Here is a 20,116-nt window from a genome sequence, read left to right as displayed (position 1 = left end):
GCGGTTTGTATCGGACAAATACAAGCGCTGTGGCCGGCCGAAAAGGTATCGACATGAAGAACAAGCTGCTTTTGATCATCCTCGACGGTGTGCCCTACCGCAATTTCCGTCGGCTGTTCGGCAATCTGGAAGGCTGGGTCGATAGTGGCGAGGCGCGGGTCTGGACCCAGCGTGCGGTGCTGCCGTCAATCTCTGCCTCCTGCTATGCCTCGATCCACACGGGTGTGGCACCGGCTGAACATGGCTGCACGGGCAACGGCAATGTGTTCCGGCTAAGGCACAAGGACGTCTTCGCCCAGACCCGTGCGGCGGGCGGTGTGACAGGGGCCGTGGCCCATTCTTTCTGGTCGCAATTCTTCAACCGCCACCCCTTCGACTATGTGCGCGATGTGGAATACGACGAACCCGATAGCGACACGATCAACCACGGGCGGTTTCACACGATGACCGGCTACGGGCTGGTGAACCAGATGACCCCTTCGGATGTGGATCTGTTTGGCTCCCTCACCAATCTGGCGCTGCGGTTCGGGCTTAACTACGGGATGCTGCACACCTGCACGCTGGACAGCATGGGGCATCGGTTTTTCCACGATTGTCAGGAAATGGACCACGCCTGCGCCGTCATGGACGAGATGCTGGCCCCCTTCATCCCGAAATGGCGCGCCCTGGGGTATGAGGTGATCGTTACAGCGGATCACGGGCAGGACGAACGCGGGCACCACGGCGGACGCAGTGCGTTGCAGCAGGAAACCGCGCTGTATTACTTTGGCGATGCCGAAGGGCCGTCCGAAGATACGGTGATCGACCAGCTGCAGCTCGCGCCGACGATCCTTGGCCGTCTGGGTGCGCCGGTTGCTGATACCATGAAGGCGCAGTCTTTCCTGAAATGATGCCGTTTCTTAGCCCGTGCTGATCGCAGGCCACTGCCCTGCCCCGACAGCGCCGATCGCCGCTGTCACCTGATCAAAGAACGCCCCTGCCTTGCGTGACATCACCCGCGCGCGCAGACAGCCGTGGACAAGGCCCGCGGCCTCGTGCCAATGGGCCTGCCCGCCTGCCCCGTTGATCGCGGCGGCATAGGCTTCCCCGTCGCTCGACAGCGGGTCACAGGCGACCGTGAGGATCACCGTAGGCGGCAGGTCGGTAAAGTCGGTATCGTGCAGCGGGGCGTAGCGTGGATCGTCCACAGGCGGTGCCCCACCGGATCGCACCTGCTGGTAAAACTCCATATCCGCAACCGTCAGCTGCGGCGCGTTGGCGTGGGTGATATAGCTGCCCTTGCTGCGATCCCCGCCCAGTCCGGGATAGATCAGAACCTGACCCGCTATGCGCCCCTGAAAAGATGCTCGCCCGGTATGGGCGACGGCGGCAGCAAGATTGCCGCCCGCACTGTCCCCCGCCAATACAATCCCGCCGTCATATGCGGCTGCAATCGCCTGAAACGCGGCCCATGCGTCGTTGAAGCAAGCGGGAAAGACGGCCTCGGGGGCCAGCGCGTAGTCGACAGAGATCACACGGTAGCCGGTCGCGGCGCAAATTTCGGCGCAGACATCATCGTGACTGTCGAGCCCGCCAACAACAAACCCGCCGCCGTGATAGTAGACGACCGTGATATCGGATGTGTCGGCCTCGTAAACGCGACATGGGACGCCGCCGAAGGCGACGTCCCATGTGCGGACCCCATCAGGGTGGCGTTGGTGAAAAGCAGCGCACATCCGGTTATAGACAGCGCGCTGCTGGTCGATGGTGAGTGACACCGCGTCCGGTGGATAGAAACTGTCCGAGCGGTCCATATAGGCCCAGATCTCTTCATCCAGTAGAACGCGGTAGTCGGGTTGGATCACGCGGCCTCCCAACCGAAGGTAAAGACGTCCAGCGACGCGCCGATATCAGCCTCGCTTGCGCCATTCATGGCGATTTGCGCAACCAGACCGCGTTTCTTGTCATCGGTGACAGAGGCAACACGCGCGGGCAGACCGGCGGCTTCCAACGTCTCGTCATAGACGCGCGTGATCGCGTTTTTGCGCAGGTCGGGCTTAAAGATCTTACCGACGGCGGTTTTGGGCAGTTCGCTCATGATGGTCATATGCTTGGGCTGCGCCGCGCGTTCCTGCACGTGTTCTTTGCAGAACTCCAGCAGTTCGGCTTCGGTGATCGACGCACCTGCGACCAGTTCGACAAAGGCGCAAGGCACCTCGCCCGCGTGGGCATCCGGCTGGCCGATGGCACCGGCAAAGGCGACCGCCTCGTGGCCCAGAAGCGCCTCTTCGATCTCGGCGGGGTCGATGTTGTGACCGCCACGGATGATCAGGTCTTTGGCGCGGCCTGTAATCCAGAGGTATTTGTCGCTGTCGATACGGCCCAGATCCCCTGTGCGCAGGTGCGTGCCCTGATAGTAGAGATCCTTGTTCTTATCGGCTTCGGTATAGGTGTTACCCGCATAGACGCCGGGGTTCGAGATACAGATCTCGCCGATCTCGTCGACCTCTGCCTCGACCAGCCCGTCGCTGGTGCTTTTGACGATCTTCACATCCGTATAGGGGAAGGTGATGCCGATACTGCCCACTTTGCGCACGCCGTCCGTCGGGTTCGACGACACAAGGCAGGTCGCCTCTGTCAGGCCGTAGCCTTCGATCAGCGTGATGCCGGTGGCCTTTTCAAAGCGGCGGAACAGTTCCAGCGGCAAGGGTGCCGAGCCGGAGAAGGCGGTTTTCACGGTCGAGATATCAGCGTTGATCGGGCGCTGCATCTTCGCGGAAATCGCCGTAGGCACGGTGATGATGAAAGTGATTTTCCAGCGCTCGACCAGTTTCCAGAAATTGTCGAACACCCCGTCCCCGCGATAGCCTTGAGGCGTCGGGAAGACCACATGCGCACCGGATTTCACCGCGGCCATAAGGATCACGTGGCAGGCGAAAACGTGGAACAACGGCAGCGGACACATGATGTTGTCGTTTTCCGTGTACAGCAGCGTGTGCCCAAGCCAGCCGTTATAGACCATGCCGGAATACTTGTGCTGCGCCACTTTCGGCATGCCCGTTGTTCCGCCGGTGTGGAAGTAGAAGGCGACGCGATCCTCTTGCGGATCGTCGAATGTCAGCTCGGCCGGTTGCTTGGCGATTTCGGAATTGAAATTCTTGTAGGTCGCCTGATTGGTGACCTTCAACTTTGGACGGATCAGCGGCACGATCCACGACTTTGGCGCGGTCAGATAGCGGCACAGGTCCACTTCGAGCACGGTCGTGACATTCGGTGCCAGCTTGACCGCCTCGGCGGTTTTCTCGGCCACATCCGTCTTGGGGAAAGGCCGCAGGGTCACAACGACCTTGGCATTGGTTTCACGCAGGATCGATCCGATCTGCTCTGCCTCAAGCAGCGGGTTGATGGGGTTCGCGATCCCTGCGACGGCACCGCCCAGAAGCGTGATGACCGTCTCGTTACAGTTTGGCAGGACATAGGCGACCACATCGGTCGGCCCCACACCCAGCGACCGGAACAGATTGGCCGCACGACCCACCTGCCCCCGCAGCTGCGACCAGCTTAGGGTTTCCGCGTGATCTTTCGGCCCAGAGAAAATCTGGTAGCTGATTGCGTCGTGGCTTGGAAACTTCCCGGCGGTTTCGCTCAACATGCTCCAAAGTGTTTTGGGCACGTCGCGGTCAGCCCACGGCATTTCTGCTTCGATTGCGTTACGGTCTTCTACACCGGCAAATGACATTATTTTCCTCCCTTAGTGGTGCGGTTTGCCCGCATCCCGTTATTCCCTGTTGTCAAAGATGATTGCTAATTTCAGCTTTCGCAAGCATTTGCAGGCGCTCAAACGCTGCGTTCAAGCCCACTGACCCAACGGAAGGCTCGAAAAAGAGCGGCAGACGCCGCCTGCCGCTCTCTTTTATGGGGTAAAAGCGCGTGGCACACCCCTTATGTGTAGTGCGATTACTTGGCAGGAATACGCAGCATCTGACCGGGGTAAATTTTATCGGGGTGGGTCAGCATGGGTTTATTCGCTTCAAAGATTTCTTCATAGCGCGCGCCATTTCCAAGGGTCTTGGCCGCGATGGCCCAAAGCGTGTCGCCTTTTTCAACGGTGTGGAAGGTGCCGTCCCCCTCGCCGCCGTCCATGTCTTCTTCAACCGCGGCAACGCCTTCGACGTTCCCCACAGCCAGAATGACCTTTTCTTTCATCTCTTGGCTCGCCGCCTTGCCCGATACCTTGACCTTGTCGCCTTCGACAGAAATATCGAGCCCTTCGGCGTCAAGCCCGAGGTCTTTCAATTCATCCTGAAGCGCGGCTCCGGTGACTTCGGTATCATCACCGCCGCCAAATACTTTTTTGCCGGCGTCTTTTACGAAACTCCACAAACCCATGTTGTTCTCCTTCTGGATCCATTCGGGTGTGATTGTTTCCATCTAACCGTAAAATTCACAAGGTTTTTTATACGGCCGCGCGCCCATCGGTGAATTGCAGCCGCGCCAGGCGCGCATAGAGCCCCCCCTTGGTGACCAGCTCGTCATGGGTGCCCATATCGACGATCCGCCCTGCTTCCAGCACGACAATGCGGTCGGCCTTTTTCACCGTCGCCAGACGGTGCGCAACGATCAGGGTGGTGCGGTCCGCGCTCAACCGATCCACGGCGGCCTGCACGGCGCGTTCGCTTTCTGCATCCAAGGCGCTTGTGGCTTCGTCCAGCAGCAGCACCGGCGCGTCGCGCAGGATGGCGCGGGCGATGGCGATACGCTGCTTTTGCCCGCCCGACAGCATCACCCCGCGTTCGCCCAGATAGCTGTCGTAGCCGTCGGGCAATGCGCTGATGAACCCGTGGGCGGCGGCGGCCTCGGCGGCGGCGTCAATCTCGGCGTCTGTGGCGTCGGGGCGGCCAAAGCGGATGTTCTCGCGGGCAGAGGCGGCGAAGATCACCGGATCTTGCGGCACCAAGGCGACCGACCGGCGGAAGGCCGCACGCGAAACATCGCGCAGATCGACCCCGTCAAGGGTGATCCGCCCCGAAGCAGGGTCATAGAACCGCAGAATCAACTGAATGATCGTGGTCTTGCCTGCACCCGAGGGCCCGACGAACGCGACCGTTTCACCGGGGTTGATCGACAGGTTGACCCCGTCCAGTGCCTGCACATCGGGGCGCGCAGGGTATCTGAAATGCACGTCCTCAAAGCCAATCCGACCGGCGACAGGGCTGGGCAAGGCGATGGCCGCAGCGGGATCTTGCACGGTGTCTTCGGTCCGCAACAGCTCTACCAGACGTTCGGTGGCACCGGCGGCGCGTTGAAGTTCACCCCAGATCTCGGACAGCGCCGCGACCCCGCCTGCCACCATCACGGCATAGATCACGAATTGCACCAAGGCACCGGGGGTCATCTGGTCGGCACGCACATCCCGCGCGCCCATCCACAAAACGCCCACGACGCCGGCAAATACCAGAAAGATCACAATAATCGTCATCAGCGCGCGGGTCTTGATCCGACGCTGCGCCGCATCATAGGACGCCTCGGTCATCTGTGCGAATTGCGACTGGCTGGCGGCTTCGTTGGTAAAAGCCTGAACGGTCTGCACCGCGCCCAAACTCTCGGACGCATTGCCCGAGCTGGCCGCGATCCAGTCCTGATTTTCGCGGCTCAGCACCCGCAAGCGCCGCCCCAGAACAAGGATCGGCACAATTACCGCCGGTACGATCAACAACACCATCGCCGTCAGCTTGGCCGAGGTGAACAACATCAGCACCAACCCACCGGTCACGATCAGCATATTGCGCAGCGCGATGGACACGGACGACCCGATCACCGACAGGATCAGCGTGGTGTCCGTGGTGATCCGGCTCAGCACCTCGCCGGTCATCAGGTTCTCGTAGAACGCCGGGCTCATCGAGATCACGCGATCGAACACCGACTTGCGGATATCGGCAACGACCCGTTCGCCAAAGCGCGTCACCAGCGCATAGCGCAGCCCCGTGCCCACAGCCAAAAGTGCCGCGATGATCAGGGCGGCAACGAAATACTGGTCCAGCAGTTCGGCCTCACCGGTGCCGAAGTTATCGATCACGCGGCGCACGGCCAGCGGCAGCGTCAAAGAGATCATCGCCGTGAGCACCAGCGCCAGAATGGCCGCGATCATCAGCCCGCGATAGGGCGCAAGAAACGGCAGCAGCGCGCGCAGGGCCCCCAACTCACGCGATTTTTCGCGTTCTTCGGTGCCGGGGCCGGGCGTCGGGGTACGTGCCATGAGATATCCTTTGGAGTGCTGCCGTGTCATCGCCCGCACATCGCGCGGGGTCAAGGGCTGCACCCCTAAGGCGCTTGCGACAAAAGCGCATTGATCCAGCGCAAATAGCCAAAATCAAAAGGATGTCGGGAAAGGAGTGGAGCGGGCGGCGGGAATCGAACCCGCGTCTTCTGCGTGGAAGGCAGAAGGTCTTACCATTACACAACGCCCGCGCTACGGGAGGAGGGGTAAGTCATACGCTGCGGGTCGTCAAGGCCGTCTGCACGCGCGAAATGCAGCAAAGATCAAAATGCGCCATTTGCCGCCCTTTACCTGGCCCTGCCGATGGCGCAAATTCCGCGCTACCAAAGGTCAGAAGGAGACGACGATGCCCAACCCGCTTTACGACGCTTTATTCGGTCGCCACATCGGGCAAAACACGCCGTTCCTGATCCTGCCGGACGGGCGCACCATCACCCATGACCAATTCATCCGCTCTGCCGCGCGCTATGCCAATGCGTTTTCGGACAAGGGGCTGACAGCGGGCGACCGTGTCGCGGTGCAGGTCGGCAAATCGCCGGATGCGCTGGCGCTTTATGCCGCTTGCGTGCAGGCAGGGCTGGTGTTCTTGCCGCTCAACCCCGGCTACACCGCGTCCGAGGTGGATTATTTCGTCGGCAACTCGGGCGCGCGGCTGCTGGTTTGCGATCCTGCCGATGTTACCGAACTCACGCCGGTCGCTGCCGCCGCCGGTGCTGCGGTAGAGACGATGGACAACACCGGCCGTGGCACGCTGCGCGATCTGGCAGCCACCCTGCCCGACACATTCGAGGCCGTCGACCGCGGGGCCGAGGATCTGGCCGCCTTCCTCTATACCTCGGGCACCACGGGCCGATCAAAAGGCGCGATGCTGAGCCAGCGAAACCTGCTGAGCAACGCCGAAACGCTGGTCGATGTCTGGCAATTTACCAAGGCTGATGTGCTGCTCCATGCGCTGCCGATTTTCCACACACACGGGCTGTTCGTGGCGACCAATATCATGCTGCTCAGCGGTGGCGCGATGGTGTTCCTGCCCAAGCTCGATATCGATCAGTTGATCCGTTTCATGCCGCAGGCCACCGCGTTGATGGGCGTGCCGACCTTCTACACCCGTTTGCTGGGCTCTGATGACTTCACCGCCGGTTTGACGGCGCATATGCGTCTGTTCATCTCGGGCTCTGCCCCCTTGCTGGCCGAAACGCACAAGCAGTTCGAGGAACGCACAGGCCACCGTATTCTGGAACGCTACGGGATGACGGAAACCAATATGAACACCTCGAACCCCTATGACGGGCCGCGGCGCGGCGGTACCGTCGGCACGCCCCTGCCGGGGGTCGAGCTCAAGATTTGCGACCCCGATACCGGCGAAACCCTACCACAGGGAGAGATCGGCGTCGTCGAGGTCCGCGGGCCGAATGTTTTCCAAGGCTATTGGCAGATGCCCGAAAAAACCGCCGCTGAACTGCGCGCTGACGGGTTCTTTATCACCGGCGATCTGGGGCTGATTGATCAAGACGGCTATGTGCAGATCGTCGGGCGCGGCAAGGATCTGATCATATCCGGCGGCTATAACATCTATCCCAAAGAGGTCGAACAGGTGCTGGACGATCAACCCGGCGTGCTGGAAAGCGCCGTGATCGGCGTGGCTCATGGGGATCTGGGCGAGGCACCGGTTGGTGTGCTGGTCGCCGATGGCAGCCGTGATCTGGACCTAGAGGCGCTGTCGCAGACCGTCGCGCAATCGCTGGCGCGGTTCAAATGTCCGCGCAAGCTGGTGGTGGTTGATGCCCTGCCCCGCAATACGATGGGCAAGGTGCAAAAGAACCGGCTGCGCGAAACCTATGCGGATCTGTTCAAGGGCTGACTACGGGTGCGGGTCGCCCACACAGGGCGTGCCGCCTGCCACCCAGATCGCCAGCGCCTCCTGCATCTCGGGGATGCTACCGGGGGCCGCCGCGCGCCCTGCGCCGGGGTCAAAGCCCCATGCCACAAAGGCCGACGTTCGCAGGTGATCGGAGAGGTCTTCGGGCGCAAAGGCACCGTTGCTGTCGGGGTCACGCAGTTGTACGCATATCTCGGCGCTGGTCTTGCCTTTCCACGCCATCTCTATCGGGGGAAGCCGCCATGCGTCCGCAATCATCGGTGGCGCGTGGGGGACGGTATTTTCCGACGCGGCGCTGATGTGACAGGTGCGGCAAGGCATCGTCTCGGCCCCGATGCGGCTTTCATCGGCAAGGATGTTCATGCCGTGCACGGGCGCTTGGTCGCCAGCCTCCTCGTGGCCCAACCCCTCCCAGAGCGGCACGCCAGCAGGGCCCACGTGGCAATTGGTACAGCGCGGATGCGAAACGACCGTGTGGATATCATCCCACGCCGCCAGCGCCGCTGCGCGATCGGGTGCTTCTTGCGCAAAAGCACCGCCCGCGCAGACCAGCGCAATGATCCCGCCGATGATCCCCCCGCGAAGGGAGATCATACAAAGTCGATCGACTTGGACAGCGGCAGTTCGCGGATACGCTGCCCCGTCGCGGCAAAGATCGCATTGGCCAAAGCAGGTGCTGCGGGGGGGACGGCGGGTTCACCGATGCCCCTGATCTTGTCGCCATTCTCAAGCCCGCGCACCATGATCTGAGGCGTCTGGTGCAGGCGCATCCCTTCGTAGGCGTGGTAGTTATCCTGCTCTGCCACGCCGTCGCGATAGGTCAGCTCGCAGTTCATCGCGTGGCCTAGGCCAAAGATCACACCGCCTTGCAGCTGCGCCTCAAAGTTCACGGGGTCCAGCACGCGGCCCACATCGGCGGCGACGAACACCTTGTCGATACGGATGCCGTCTGGGGTATTGGTGACCTCGACCACCTCGGCCACGGGCACGCCAAAGGCCAGCGTAAAGGCCAGCCCCCGGCCCCGGTTCGGCCCCAGATCGCTGCCCCACTCCGACATCTCGCCCACCGCCTCCAGCACCTTGCGCGATGCGTCGTGCCAGCACAGGCGCAGCCGCTCTTGCAACGGGTCTGCACCCGCTGCGTGGCACATCTCGTCCATGAAGCTTTCGTGCATGAACCCGTTGCCCGACGCCCCGACCGACCGCCAAGAGCTGATGGGCACCATCGCTGGCGTGCGGTAGCCAGTGACGCGGTAGTTGGGGATCTGGAACGGCTGGTCCCAGGCCCCCGCGACAATCGCGACATCAGGGCCGAAGGCGGGTTGGTTCAACCTTGCGAGCGAGGATTCAGCGACCGAAGGGGCCGCGATAGACAGATCAAACGCCGCGATACCGGCATCCGCCACAGCACCGCGCCCGCGCGCAATGGCCAGCGGGCGGGGGAAATCATGGGTGAAGTCTTCCTCGCGCTGCCAGATCATCTTGATCGGCGTGTCCGGCATCTGCATCGCGATCTCGACCGCTTGGGCGATATAATCATCCTCAAGGCGCCGGCCAAAGCTGCCACCGGACATCAGCACATGCACGTGGATGTCATCCCCGTCCAACCCCGTCAGCCGCGCCATATTCGCCTTGACGAAACGGGGGATTTGCGTGCCGGTCCAGATATCCAGCCGCCCCTCGGTCAGCTTGACCACGACGCTCATCGGTTCCATCGGCGCATGGGCCAGATAGGGGATGCGGTATTCCGCCTCGACCACCGAGGCATCTTGCAACGCCTCCTCTACATCGCCTTCATCCTTGAACCGGCTGTCGCGGTGATCGTCGGTGAAAGAGGCCGCCACAGCGGCAAACTGGTCGGCGCTGTCACCGATATAGGGCGACGGGCCCCAGTCACATTCAACCGCCTGAGCCGCCTGAAACGCGCGCCATGTGTTATCCGCCACCACAGCGATGCCGCCGGTGATGGGCAAGACCGCGCTGACCCCGCGCATCTGGCGTGCCGCCTCGGCGTCAAAACCGTTCAGCCCGCCGCCAATCGCCGGATTGGTGCGGGTCGTGGCGATCACCATACCGTCCATCTGCATGTCGATGCCGTAGATCTGCCGACCGGTGGATTTCGCCACGATATCGGTCCGCTTCTGCGGCTTGGTCAGATAGCGCCATTCCGATGGATCACGCAGGGTGACATCCTGTACCGGCTCGATCTCAGCGGCGATGCTGGCAAGGTCGATGTATTCGATCTTCAACCCATCCGGCAGCACGATGCAGCCGTTCTCTGTCCCCAGTTGGTCACGCGGCAGGCCGGTCTGCTTCATCGCAGCCTTGATCAGCGTCTCGCGTGCGACGGCACCGGCCATGCGCAGGCGATCATACATATCAGGCACGGTGGACGAGCCGCCGGTGATATGCAGCCCCATCAGCTTGCCCATGACATCAACCGCACCGCGCCCGCCGCGTGCCAGCATCGTGTCAGAGGTCGCGGCAATCGGCAGCGCCTCTGCCCCGACAACGCCGTTGTAGTAAATCGCATCCGCCGGACCGGGCGACAGCTTGGCGCTGCGTGGATCAATGTCGAGCTCTTCGGCGATCATATGCGCCTGCATCGACCACGCGCCCTGCCCCACATCCGCGCGCGGCGTGATCAGCGTGATCCCTTGAGCGTCGATCTTGACGTAGGGGGTGATCGCGGTTTCGCCGGGTTTCAACCCGTCGAGCAGCGGGTTCGCGCCCTCGCGTTTGTAAAGATAGGTGCCAAAGACGACGCCGCCTGCAACAGCGGCAGAGCCGATCAGGAAGCTGCGGCGCGCAATTGTTTTCACACGTCCCATATCACACCGCCTTGAGCTTGATCGCGGCGGATTTCACCGCCTCGCGAATACGGGGATAGGTGCCGCAACGACAAAGGTTCCCGCTCATCGCGGCGTCAATCTGGTCATCCGTAGGGGTCGGGTTCAGCTCAAGAAAAGAGGCCGCCTGCATGATCTGCCCCGATTGGCAGTAGCCGCATTGCGCGACCTGCAGGTCGATCCAGGCCTCCTGCACCGCATGGCGCACCGCCGGAGAGCCCAATCCTTCGATGGTGGTAATCTCGCCCTCGACATCGCCCGCGGCCAACTGGCACGACCGGACCGCGATCCCGTCCATATGCACGGTGCAGGCCCCGCATTGCGCGATCCCGCAGCCGTATTTCGGGCCGGTGATCCCCAGAACGTCGCGCAAGACCCAGAGCATGGGCATGTCTTCCTCGACGTCCACATCATGTGTCACGCCATTTACTGTAAGTTTCATGCCTTGTCTCCCGACGTTCACTCTATAAATACCAGCGGGAACGGGGTGGTAAACCCAATCTGTCCCGCATCCCTTCGTGCCCTCACGTCAAAACATCGTGTCACGAGGGGTTTCAGAAAACATAAAACGCCGCCCCCGTGAGGACGGCGTTTGTCGCAAGTTTTACGAATGCGCGCCTAGAATTCAACGACGGCGCGAATGGATTCACCTTTGTGCATCAATTCGAACCCTTCGTTGATCTGATCCAGCGTCAGCTTGTGGGTGATCATCGGGTCGATTTCGATCTTGCCGTTCATGTACCAATCCACGATCTTGGGCACATCGGTGCGGCCCTTGGCCCCGCCGAATGCCGTGCCTTTCCAGACGCGGCCCGTGACCAGCTGGAACGGACGGGTCGAGATTTCGGCCCCCGCCGGTGCAACACCGATAATGATCGACTCCCCCCAGCCCTTATGCGCGGCTTCAAGCGCCTGCCGCATGACCTTGGTATTGCCTGTGGCATCAAAGGTGTAATCCGCGCCGCCTTTGGTCAGCTCGACCAGATGCGCGACCATATCGCCCTCGACCTTGGTGGGATTCACAAAGTCGGTCATGCCGAAGTAGCGGCCTGTCTCTTCCTTGTCGTCGTTCAGATCGACGCCGACGATCTGGTCGGCCCCCGCCATGCGCAGGCCCTGAATGACGTTCAGCCCGATGCCGCCCAGGCCAAAGACCACGCAGCGCGCGCCGATCTCTACCTTGGCGGTGTTGATCACCGCGCCGATGCCCGTGGTCACACCGCAGCCGATATAGCAGATCTTGTCAAAGGGCGCGTCCTTGCGGACCTTGGCAAGGGCGATTTCAGGGATGACCGTGTGATTGGCGAAGGTCGAACAGCCCATGTAGTGGTGGATCGGCGTGCCATCCATCATCGAGAACCGCGTGGTGCCATCGGGCAGCAGCCCTTGGCCTTGGGTCACGCGGATCGCCTGACAGAGGTTGGTTTTACCCGATAGGCAATACTCACACTCGCGGCATTCGGGCGTGTAAAGCGGGATCACGTGATCGCCGACCTCGAGCGTGGTGACGCCCTCGCCGACCTCAAGCACGACGCCTGCGCCCTCGTGGCCCAGAATGGCCGGGAAAATCCCTTCGGGGTCGTCGCCCGAACGGGTGAATTCATCGGTGTGGCACAGGCCGGTGGCCTTGATTTCGATCAGGACTTCTCCCCGCTTGGGGCCTTCGAGATTTACGTCCATCACTTCAAGCGGTTGCCCTGCGGCAACGGCGACGGCGGCGCGTGTTTTCATCATAAGAAGCGTCCTTTTGCTGTTTCGGCCAAAAGGACGAAAAAGCGCTGCGATGTCAAGGTCAGGGGGAGGCCGGACAGGCATAAGGGGGCGCTGCCCCCGGCACCGCTTTGCGGCCCCTCCCCCGGGATTTTCATCCATTTGGAAGGGCGGATATGCGTTTGCGCGCCGCGTGTTTTTCCTGTCCAATCGGCAGCGCGACAATGAACACCCACCGTGACCGAGGAGAAGAACATGGCCGACCGAACCGAGATCGGTATGACCACCCGCCGCGCCGTTTTGGGCGATGCCCATGTGGACCGCGCCGAAGCCGCCAAGACCGAGCTGGACGCGCCGTTCCAAAGTCTGATCACCGAAGCGGCCTGGGGCACCGTCTGGGCCAGCGACAAGATCAGCCACCGCGAACGGTCGATGCTGACGCTAGCCCTGCTGGCGGCGACCGGCAATTTCGAGGAAATCCCCATGCACATCCGCGCAACCGCCAATACCGGTGCCAGCAAATCCGATGTGATCGAGGCGTTCCAGCATGTTGCCATTTATGCGGGGGTGCCAAAGGCGAACCATGCGCTTAAACTCGCCAAACAGACCTATCAGGAAATGGAAGCCGCCGAATGACCGATCAGAACGGAGCGTTCTTTCACCGTGACCGCAGCTGGCACCCGCCCGCGCTGGCACCGGCCTATAAGACATCGGTGGTGCGGTCGCCGCAAAAGGCGCTGATCTCGATGAATACCACGCTGAGCGAGCAGACCGGCCCGGTCTTTGGCCACAATATGCTGGGGGCGCTGGATAATGACCTGATCCTCAACTACGCCGCCGAGGGCGAGATGGCGATTGGCCAGCGGATCATCGTGCATGGTCGTGTGCTCGACCAGAACGGGCGCGGTGTGCCTGGTGTGTTGCTTGAATTCTGGCAAGCCAATGCGGGCGGGCGCTATCGCCACAAGAAAGAGGGATATCTGGCCCCGCTCGACCCCAATTTTGGTGGGTGTGGCCGCACTGTGACCGATGAGAACGGCGGCTATAGCCTGCGCACGGTCAAACCGGGTGCCTACCCCTGGCCCAATGGGGTGAATGACTGGCGCCCGGCGCATATCCATTTTTCCGTTTTCGGACAGGGTTTTGCGCAGCGCTTGATCACGCAGATGTATTTTGAGGGTGACCCGCTGATCTGGAAATGCCCCATCGTGCAGACGATCCCGTCGCGCGCCGCGGTAGAGCAGTTGATCGCGCCGTTGGACATGGACAATACCGTGCCTATGGATGCGCGGGCCTATAAATTCGACATCGTGCTCAGGGGCCGCCGGTCCACCATGTTTGAAAACCGGATGGAGGGGAACTGATGCAAGAGCTGACCCAGTTGAAAGAAAGCCCGTCGCAGACCGCGGGGCCCTATGTGCATATCGGCTGCGTGCCGAATTTTTGCGACATCACCGGCGTCTACCCCGAGGATCTGGGCGCGCGTATGGTCAATGCCGAGACCAAAGGCGAACGGATCACGGTGAAGGGCACGATCTATGATGGCACCGGCACGCCGCTGAAAGACGCGCTGGTCGAGATCTGGCAGGCCGATGCGGCGGGGCTGTATCCGGGCAACGACCCCCGTGGGGCCGCCGATCCGAACTTTACCGGCTGGGGGCGCAAGGCGGGCGATTATGACACCGGCGAATGGCAGTTCGACACCATCCGCCCCGGTGCCGTGCCCTTTCCCGACGGGCGTATGATGGCCCCGCATATCAGCTTGTGGATCGTCGCGCGCGGGATCAATATCGGCTTGAATACACGCATGTATTTCCCCGATGCCGATAACAGCGCCGACCCGCTGCTGACCCGTATTGAACATCAAAACCGCGTTGCGACCCTGATCGCGGAGAAAGAAACCGATGGCGTCTATCGGTTTGATATTTACCTTCAGGGCGAGAAAGAAACAGTGTTCCTAGATGTCTGATCCATGCATTCTTTGCGTTGCCATCACCGGCAGCGTACCGACCAAAGCCGCCAACCCCGCCGTGCCCGTCACGATCACCGAGCAGATTGAAAGCACGCATGAAGCCTTTGAAGCCGGGGCAAGCATCTGCCACGCCCATGTGCGCAATGAAGACGAGACGCCCTCCTCTGACCCTGAAAAATTCGCGCGGTTGAAAGAGGGGCTGGAGAAACACTGCCCCGGGATGATCATCCAGTTCTCGACCGGCGGGCGGTCAGGTGCGGGCAAGGCGCGCGGCGGCATGCTGTCACTGCGGCCCGATATGGCCTCGCTGTCGGTGGGGTCGAACAACTTTCCCACCCGCGTCTACGAGAACCCGCCGGATCTGGTGGATTGGCTGGCGTCCGAAATGCGCGCCCATGAGGTTGTGCCCGAGATCGAAGCCTTCGATCTGAGCCACATCCTGCAGGCGATCCAGCACCACAAGGACGGCAAGCTGTTCGGGCGGCTTTATGTGCAATTCGTCATGGGGGTGAAAAACGCCATGCCAGCGGATAAAGAGGTTTTTGACTTCTACGTCGCGCAGTTGAAGGCCCGCGCGCCCGAGGCCGCATGGTGTGCCGCTGGGATCGGGCCGAACCAGATCGTCGTGAACGAATGGGCGATTGCAGCGGGCGGTCACACGCGGGCCGGCCTGGAAGACAACGTGCGTCTGGACCGCAACACGCTCGCCCCATCCAATGCGGCGCTGATCAAACGCGCCGCGGATCTATGCGAGAAATACGAACGCCCCGTGGCGACCTGGCAGCAGGCGCGCGACATGCTGGGCCTGCGCAGCGCCTAAGACATCCGCTGTCGCCCCGGGCTTTCGGCGGGCGACAGCGCTTTCATCGGCTTTGCTGGATTTGCGACTGTAATTGACTGGCGCTGACGGCGGCGTTGATCCGCACGACGGCGACGCCGAGCCTCAGTTCCGCACCACGGCCTTCGTCGATTGTGATGGTCGGGGCGGCCGGCCAGTCGGATAGGTCGAGCGTATAGTCGTCCTCCCATCCGGTAAGCGTCGTCACGCCGCCATAAGCCACGTGGAAGGTCGCACGCCCTTTGCCGGGTTCAATCGTGTTGTGCCCGCTGCCGATATAGATCGTATCATCCCCGCCTGCGGATTTCACACGATTACGGCCGGGGCCGGTGTGGATTTCGGACCCGCCTTCGCCGTCGGAAATATCGTCATTGCCCGGCCCGCCGTAGATCTTGCTGCGCCCTGCCCCGCCACGGATCACGTCGTTGCCCGCGCCCCCGTCGAGGATGTCGCGCCCATTGCCGCCGATCAGCGTGTCATTGCCCGCGCCGCCGTAGAACAGGTGCACATCCTTGCCGCGTCCTGATTTGGCGATCAACATATCGTCGCCAGCACCGCCATAGAAGGTCGCGCCCGCGTATTTTGCACCGATCATCATATCGGCCCCGCGGCTTCCCTGGACGTTCACCGCGACCCTTTCGGAGGTTTCGAAGTTCATCGGGGTATCCGGATGCGCCACGACCGCAATGGGCTTGCCCTTCGAGGGGTCTTGCTCTTCCCGGGCGACGACAGTGGCGATGCGGATATTCTCGATATAGGCGGGCAAGTGCAGCACATAGTCATCTGGCCCCGCCATATACCACAACGTGTCATTGCCGCCGTCTTCATCTTCCGAAATCTTTTCGGCATTGGCCCCATAGGCCCAATAATCATTATCCGCCGTGCCCCCCGCCAGCACCACAGAGCCGTCCAGCGCCATCATCGCATTGACCCCGCGCTGCGGGTTCTCGAACCCGCGCAGGTCAAGCCCGAGGTCGAGCGCATTATCCACCATCGTGCGGCGCAACGCGTCGAGCGGGGCCGTTTCCACGATATTTGTCGTCTCGCCGGGGTCGGCGACCAGATCATAGATATGCTCTTCGCCGTTGGGGTAGCGGAAGTAGCGGTATTGGCTCAGATCAGGATCGGCGGCGCGCACGGAGAGCGTGCCGAAAACGCTCGTCACCGGAGACTTGCTGTCGTCATACGATCCGAAACTGTCATCAATCAGCGGCAGCAGACTTTGGCCCGACGTCCAGTCGGGGCGGTATGGCAGCCCCGCCAAGTCCATGATCGTCTTGGGCACATTGTGCAGCGATACGGGCATCTCGACCACGCGGCCCTGCGTCATGCCTGCGTGCCAGATCCCCAGCGGCACATGGGCGGCGCTGTCCCACTGGCTCATCTTGTGGAAACTGTCGTGGGTGCCAAGGTTGAACCCATTGTCTGACAGCAACAGGACGGTGGTATTTTGCGCCAGCTCCGAGCCTCGCAAGGCGTCCATGAAGCGGCCGATTTCCGCATCCACATGGCTGATGGCCGCGAAATAGGCGCGTACAACCTGTCGCCACGCATGATCGCCCGCCTTCTCCGGGGTCCAGGGACCGTTGGCGATATAGGCGGCCTCGTAAACGGCCATGCCCTCCTGCGGGCCAAAATAATCTTCCGGCGCGGCAGAATTGGGCCAGACAATCTGGTCGGGATCATACTGCTGATAGAAGCGGTCGGGGCATTGCAAGTTGTAGTGCGGGTGCTTGAAGCCCAGCTGGATCAGGTGCCGCCGCGCAGGGTCCGCCCGATCCAGATAGTCGATGGCGTTCTGCGCCACCCTATTGTCGTAGAAGCGGTCATCCTGGCTGCCATCGTCATCGGGATGGTTCACGCCCGCGATCCCCGGCCCCTTGTCGAGGTATTTCTTGACCTTGGATCGCCGCCCCGCATCCTTTGCCTCAGGCTGTTCATGAAAGAGGATGCGCGCATATTCATGGGGCATGGGTTTGTAGTTGCTGTCGACCTTGCCCGTCGTGAACGTCCGAAACCCGTTGCGGCGCAAATCGTATTGCCAGCCCGCCGTTGGCGGCAAGATATCGCGCCAAAACCGGTTGAGATCGACCAGCCCCGTGCGAAACGGTGACAGCCCCGTCGCCAGTTCCGCCCGGCACGGCGCACAAAGCGGCACGGTGGCATAGGCGTTGGAAAACCGCGTCCCCTCGGACATGAAGCGGTCGATATTGGGCGTGCTGATCTGCAGCCCGAAGGCCGTTCGCCACGTGAAAATATCGATCATATCATCGATCCAGATGACACAGATATTGCCGCCAGCGGTGTCGGTTCTGGTAAAGCTCATGCGCGTTCCCCTGTGTTTCGGGGCGCTTCGGCATAGCGGCAAGCGCGCGCGACCTGTTCAAGGGCGACGGGCGTGCTGGCGCCATGATCAAGCCAGATCAGCACATCATGCACCACCGATGAGCCCAGGGTCTTGAGGATCCCCTTGCGGTGGGACCGGCAGCCGATGAACAGATCAGCCACACCGTTCAACTCTGCCGCCAGTTCAGCGCTTGGTCGGGTGCTCTTCTGCGGGATCGGAAACACATCCCCGACCGGTGCGGCGGTCAGATGCAACTGCCCTTGGTCAAAACCTGCCAGCACCCAATAGTCCTTACCCGGTGCGGGGATGGAAACCTCAACCATACCCGCATCATCCCGCCAGATCAGCCGGCCCTCGCTTTCGCTGAGAAACAGGTAGTTGTCGCTGGCGTCGGGGTTCACCGTCAGGAGGCTACGCGCCTCTGCGTCGGGCGAAGTGACGCGGATGGCAAGGCAAAAGCAGTCCTGCTCGACCAATGCCGCATCAACGACAAAGCCGCAATTCACCCCGCGCGTGAATGCCACCCCGCCGCGCTCCAGCAGTGTGCCATTGTCGTCGTTCGGATCGACAGGGCGCGCGGGCGAGCCAAGTCCGTTCTCGGCGGCCCATTGGGTCATCGCCTTTTGCGCATTGAAGGTCATGGCGGGGGCATGGGCGTGATACCAGATCGCCTGCGCATCATTGGGGTGACAGGCGTCCACGACGCTGGCCTGCGCTGCGTCATCGCGCAACAAGGCACCTTCGGGCAGGTCGATATCGACATAAAGGGGCGTAAAATCTTGCATCAGTGCACCGGCAGCGCGGCTGGCAGCGCCCAACGGTGTAACATCTCTCCGGTTCGGCTGGCATAGCAGAACCCGTCGCGCAGCGCCCCGCGATTGGCGGGCATCCCGTCGTCGCTGGGTGCGGCCCCGATGGCGTAACACAGCGTCAGCCCCTCCCCCGCCGGAGGCTTGTCACAGGTGATCAGCAGATCGTTACGGTCTTTGGCATCAACTTGCACGCTGGTAATCTTGGCACCGGCACTGTCCCCTTCAAGGCGGAAACCACAGGCACCACCGGCATTCAGCGGGTCGGCGGCATCCAGCACAAAGGAGCCCATCCCCTCCCCGCGGCAACGGATCACGCTGGGGTTGTCGGGCTCACGCTCTGCCAGCAGAAGAACGGGACAGTTCCACGGTTGGTCGCTGTTGCGCGCCTCGATCGCGCAGGCCTCCATCTCGGCCATTTGCAGCCGCGCGACATCTGTGGGCCGGCCAAATTCATCCAGCGCGAACATATAGCCCGGTGCCGCGTAGACGTGATCGTGCCCGCCCTTGTTCCATGCCAAATCCCACTGCGCGCGCAGCACGTCCGAGTCCGATACATCCCGCGTCCCTGCATCAAAGACAGCCGTAAACAGCGGCTTGCGCAATCCGTGGTCGGCGAAGATATCCGTGATACGGCGCATCAGCGCGTGCATGGCGGCGCACCATTCGGGTCCGGTGCTCAGAACATCTTCGAGCGTGAAATCCAGCCCCACCGACAGCACCTTGGCCGGTTTACCCAATGCGCGCGCGGCGCCACAAAGGTTGGCGACAGTCTGATGAAAGCTGGTAAAGGCGGCCCCCTCGATCAACGCGGTGATGCTGGCGCTGCTGTCGGTTTCGGTGCGCGCATAAAGCAGTGGCAGGGCCCGGTGCTCCGCGTACCTGCGACGCAGAATTTCGTCGGCGATCAGGCTGTCGCGGGTCTGTTCAGTCAGGCGCTGCATCAGGTCAGTGGGTGCCAGCGTTTCTGTCCCCGCAGCCCCTGCGGGCCCCAGGTCATCACCGGTGGTCACCACGTGGTAGGGGAAGGACAGTGTTTCATCTGCAGTCACCGCCCGCCGCGTGCCCCCGATGGCCAGAACACCAAAGACCGCGCCCGACGTGTCGGCAATGATATCAGGCGCGCTGGCGTCCGGGGCAGCGGTGATCTTGCGGCGGAATTGCCGCGTGCCTTGGGCACCGGGCAGGTTCGCGTCAAACACGTACCATTCCCCCTGCTCTCGAAGGTTCCACGCATCGACATCGCCCAACACAGCCGCATCGACGGGCAGCACCTGCCCTCCGGCAGGCAGGCGGCGGTGGATATCCGCGATGACGCTGTCCGAGAGGTTCAGGCGCAGGCCCGTTTCGTCAAAGCCGATCACGTCGCCGTTCTTTGCCCGAAGAAGGACACCGCGTTTACTGGGGGCGTGGTCTGGCATTTGATACGTTCCTATTGGCGGGTCGGGCGCCGTTT

Annotated in this window: 17 protein-coding genes and 1 tRNA gene; 6 read left to right on the top strand and 12 right to left on the bottom strand. The window is 61.9% G+C overall.

Annotation, left to right across the window (positions count from 1 at the left end):
- Positions 1-53: 53 nt before the first annotated feature.
- Positions 54-890 carry an alkaline phosphatase family protein gene (locus SJY36_RS05055; RefSeq protein ID WP_386173433.1) on the top strand — a complete coding sequence of 279 codons (837 nt, stop codon included), beginning with the start codon at positions 54-56 and terminating at the stop codon, positions 888-890.
- Between the two features lie 9 nt (positions 891-899).
- On the opposite strand, the gene SJY36_RS05050 is transcribed toward SJY36_RS05055, so the two are convergent.
- The 5 genes from SJY36_RS05050 to SJY36_RS05030 form a co-directional block, all read right to left on the bottom strand.
- A complete protein-coding gene (locus SJY36_RS05050) occupies positions 900-1,844 on the bottom strand; it encodes an alpha/beta hydrolase (protein ID WP_386173431.1) in 945 nt (314 codons plus the stop codon).
- Positions 1,841-3,718: an acyl-CoA synthetase gene (locus SJY36_RS05045; RefSeq protein ID WP_386173429.1), complete on the bottom strand. Its 1,878-nt coding sequence runs from the start codon at positions 3,716-3,718 to the stop codon at positions 1,841-1,843. Before SJY36_RS05045 ends, SJY36_RS05050 begins: the two co-directional genes overlap by 4 nt.
- A 218-nt stretch (positions 3,719-3,936) precedes the next feature.
- Complete coding sequence (gene lysM, locus SJY36_RS05040) at positions 3,937-4,368, bottom strand: peptidoglycan-binding protein LysM (protein WP_037943733.1); 432 nt, start codon at positions 4,366-4,368, stop codon at positions 3,937-3,939.
- 67 nt (positions 4,369-4,435) lie between these two features.
- Complete coding sequence (locus SJY36_RS05035; protein WP_386173426.1) at positions 4,436-6,235, bottom strand: ABC transporter transmembrane domain-containing protein; 1,800 nt, start codon at positions 6,233-6,235, stop codon at positions 4,436-4,438.
- A gap of 137 nt (positions 6,236-6,372) precedes the next feature.
- Positions 6,373-6,447 (bottom strand) — tRNA-Gly (locus SJY36_RS05030).
- A gap of 155 nt (positions 6,448-6,602) precedes the next feature.
- On the opposite strand from SJY36_RS05030, the gene SJY36_RS05025 reads away from it, so the two are divergent.
- The gene (locus tag SJY36_RS05025) at positions 6,603-8,117 is read left to right on the top strand and encodes a malonyl-CoA synthase (protein ID WP_386173424.1); all 1,515 of its coding nucleotides are present in this window, start codon (positions 6,603-6,605) and stop codon (positions 8,115-8,117) included.
- Here SJY36_RS05025 and SJY36_RS05020 read toward each other — a convergent pair whose 3' ends face one another.
- From SJY36_RS05020 to SJY36_RS05005, 4 genes are all read right to left on the bottom strand, one after another.
- Complete coding sequence (locus tag SJY36_RS05020) at positions 8,118-8,729, bottom strand: hypothetical protein (protein WP_386173422.1); 612 nt, start codon at positions 8,727-8,729, stop codon at positions 8,118-8,120.
- Positions 8,726-10,966 (bottom strand): xanthine dehydrogenase family protein molybdopterin-binding subunit, encoded by a 2,241-nt coding sequence (locus SJY36_RS05015; RefSeq protein ID WP_386173420.1) that lies wholly within the window; start codon positions 10,964-10,966, stop codon positions 8,726-8,728. Before SJY36_RS05015 ends, SJY36_RS05020 begins: the two co-directional genes overlap by 4 nt.
- Position 10,967: 1 nt before the next feature.
- On the bottom strand, positions 10,968-11,426 hold the full coding sequence (locus tag SJY36_RS05010) for a (2Fe-2S)-binding protein (protein WP_005852225.1): 459 nt from the start codon (positions 11,424-11,426) through the stop codon (positions 10,968-10,970).
- A gap of 176 nt (positions 11,427-11,602) precedes the next feature.
- Positions 11,603-12,715 carry an S-(hydroxymethyl)glutathione dehydrogenase/class III alcohol dehydrogenase gene (locus SJY36_RS05005; protein ID WP_005852224.1) on the bottom strand — a complete coding sequence of 371 codons (1,113 nt, stop codon included), beginning with the start codon at positions 12,713-12,715 and terminating at the stop codon, positions 11,603-11,605.
- Positions 12,716-12,949: 234 nt separating this feature from the next.
- Between SJY36_RS05005 and pcaC the strand changes: the two genes are divergently transcribed.
- The 4 genes from pcaC to SJY36_RS04985 are packed head-to-tail and all read left to right on the top strand — an operon-like array spanning position 12,950 to position 15,486.
- On the top strand, positions 12,950-13,330 hold the full coding sequence (gene pcaC / locus SJY36_RS05000; RefSeq protein WP_184582682.1) for a 4-carboxymuconolactone decarboxylase: 381 nt from the start codon (positions 12,950-12,952) through the stop codon (positions 13,328-13,330).
- A complete protein-coding gene (gene pcaH / locus SJY36_RS04995; protein WP_037943727.1) occupies positions 13,327-14,058 on the top strand; it encodes a protocatechuate 3,4-dioxygenase subunit beta in 732 nt (243 codons plus the stop codon). The genes pcaC and pcaH overlap by 4 nt, the downstream gene beginning before the upstream one ends.
- Positions 14,058-14,663, top strand: a complete 606-nt coding sequence (gene pcaG, locus SJY36_RS04990; protein ID WP_289079679.1) for a protocatechuate 3,4-dioxygenase subunit alpha — start codon at positions 14,058-14,060, stop codon at positions 14,661-14,663. The genes pcaH and pcaG overlap by 1 nt, the downstream gene beginning before the upstream one ends.
- On the top strand, positions 14,656-15,486 hold the full coding sequence (locus tag SJY36_RS04985; protein ID WP_386173417.1) for a 3-keto-5-aminohexanoate cleavage protein: 831 nt from the start codon (positions 14,656-14,658) through the stop codon (positions 15,484-15,486). The genes pcaG and SJY36_RS04985 overlap by 8 nt, the downstream gene beginning before the upstream one ends.
- Before the next feature lie 43 nt (positions 15,487-15,529).
- Here the strand turns inward: SJY36_RS04985 and SJY36_RS04980 are convergent, their stop codons facing one another.
- Genes SJY36_RS04980 through SJY36_RS04970 form a run of 3 tightly spaced genes read right to left on the bottom strand, consistent with a single transcriptional unit; the run spans position 15,530 to position 20,081 of the window.
- A complete protein-coding gene (locus SJY36_RS04980) occupies positions 15,530-17,830 on the bottom strand; it encodes a sulfatase-like hydrolase/transferase (RefSeq protein ID WP_386173415.1) in 2,301 nt (766 codons plus the stop codon).
- Complete coding sequence (locus tag SJY36_RS04975; RefSeq protein WP_386173413.1) at positions 17,827-18,636, bottom strand: hypothetical protein; 810 nt, start codon at positions 18,634-18,636, stop codon at positions 17,827-17,829. Before SJY36_RS04975 ends, SJY36_RS04980 begins: the two co-directional genes overlap by 4 nt.
- Positions 18,636-20,081, bottom strand: coding sequence for a hypothetical protein (locus SJY36_RS04970; protein WP_386173411.1), 1,446 nt, complete (start codon positions 20,079-20,081; stop codon positions 18,636-18,638). The genes SJY36_RS04975 and SJY36_RS04970 overlap by 1 nt, the downstream gene beginning before the upstream one ends.
- Between the last annotated feature and the right edge of the window lie 35 nt (positions 20,082-20,116).

Origin of the sequence: Sulfitobacter sp. R86518, assembly GCF_042466275.1 — a bacterium.
Classification (GTDB): Bacteria; Pseudomonadota; Alphaproteobacteria; order Rhodobacterales; family Rhodobacteraceae; genus Sulfitobacter; species Sulfitobacter pontiacus.
This window is presented reverse-complemented; position numbering and strand designations above follow the sequence as displayed.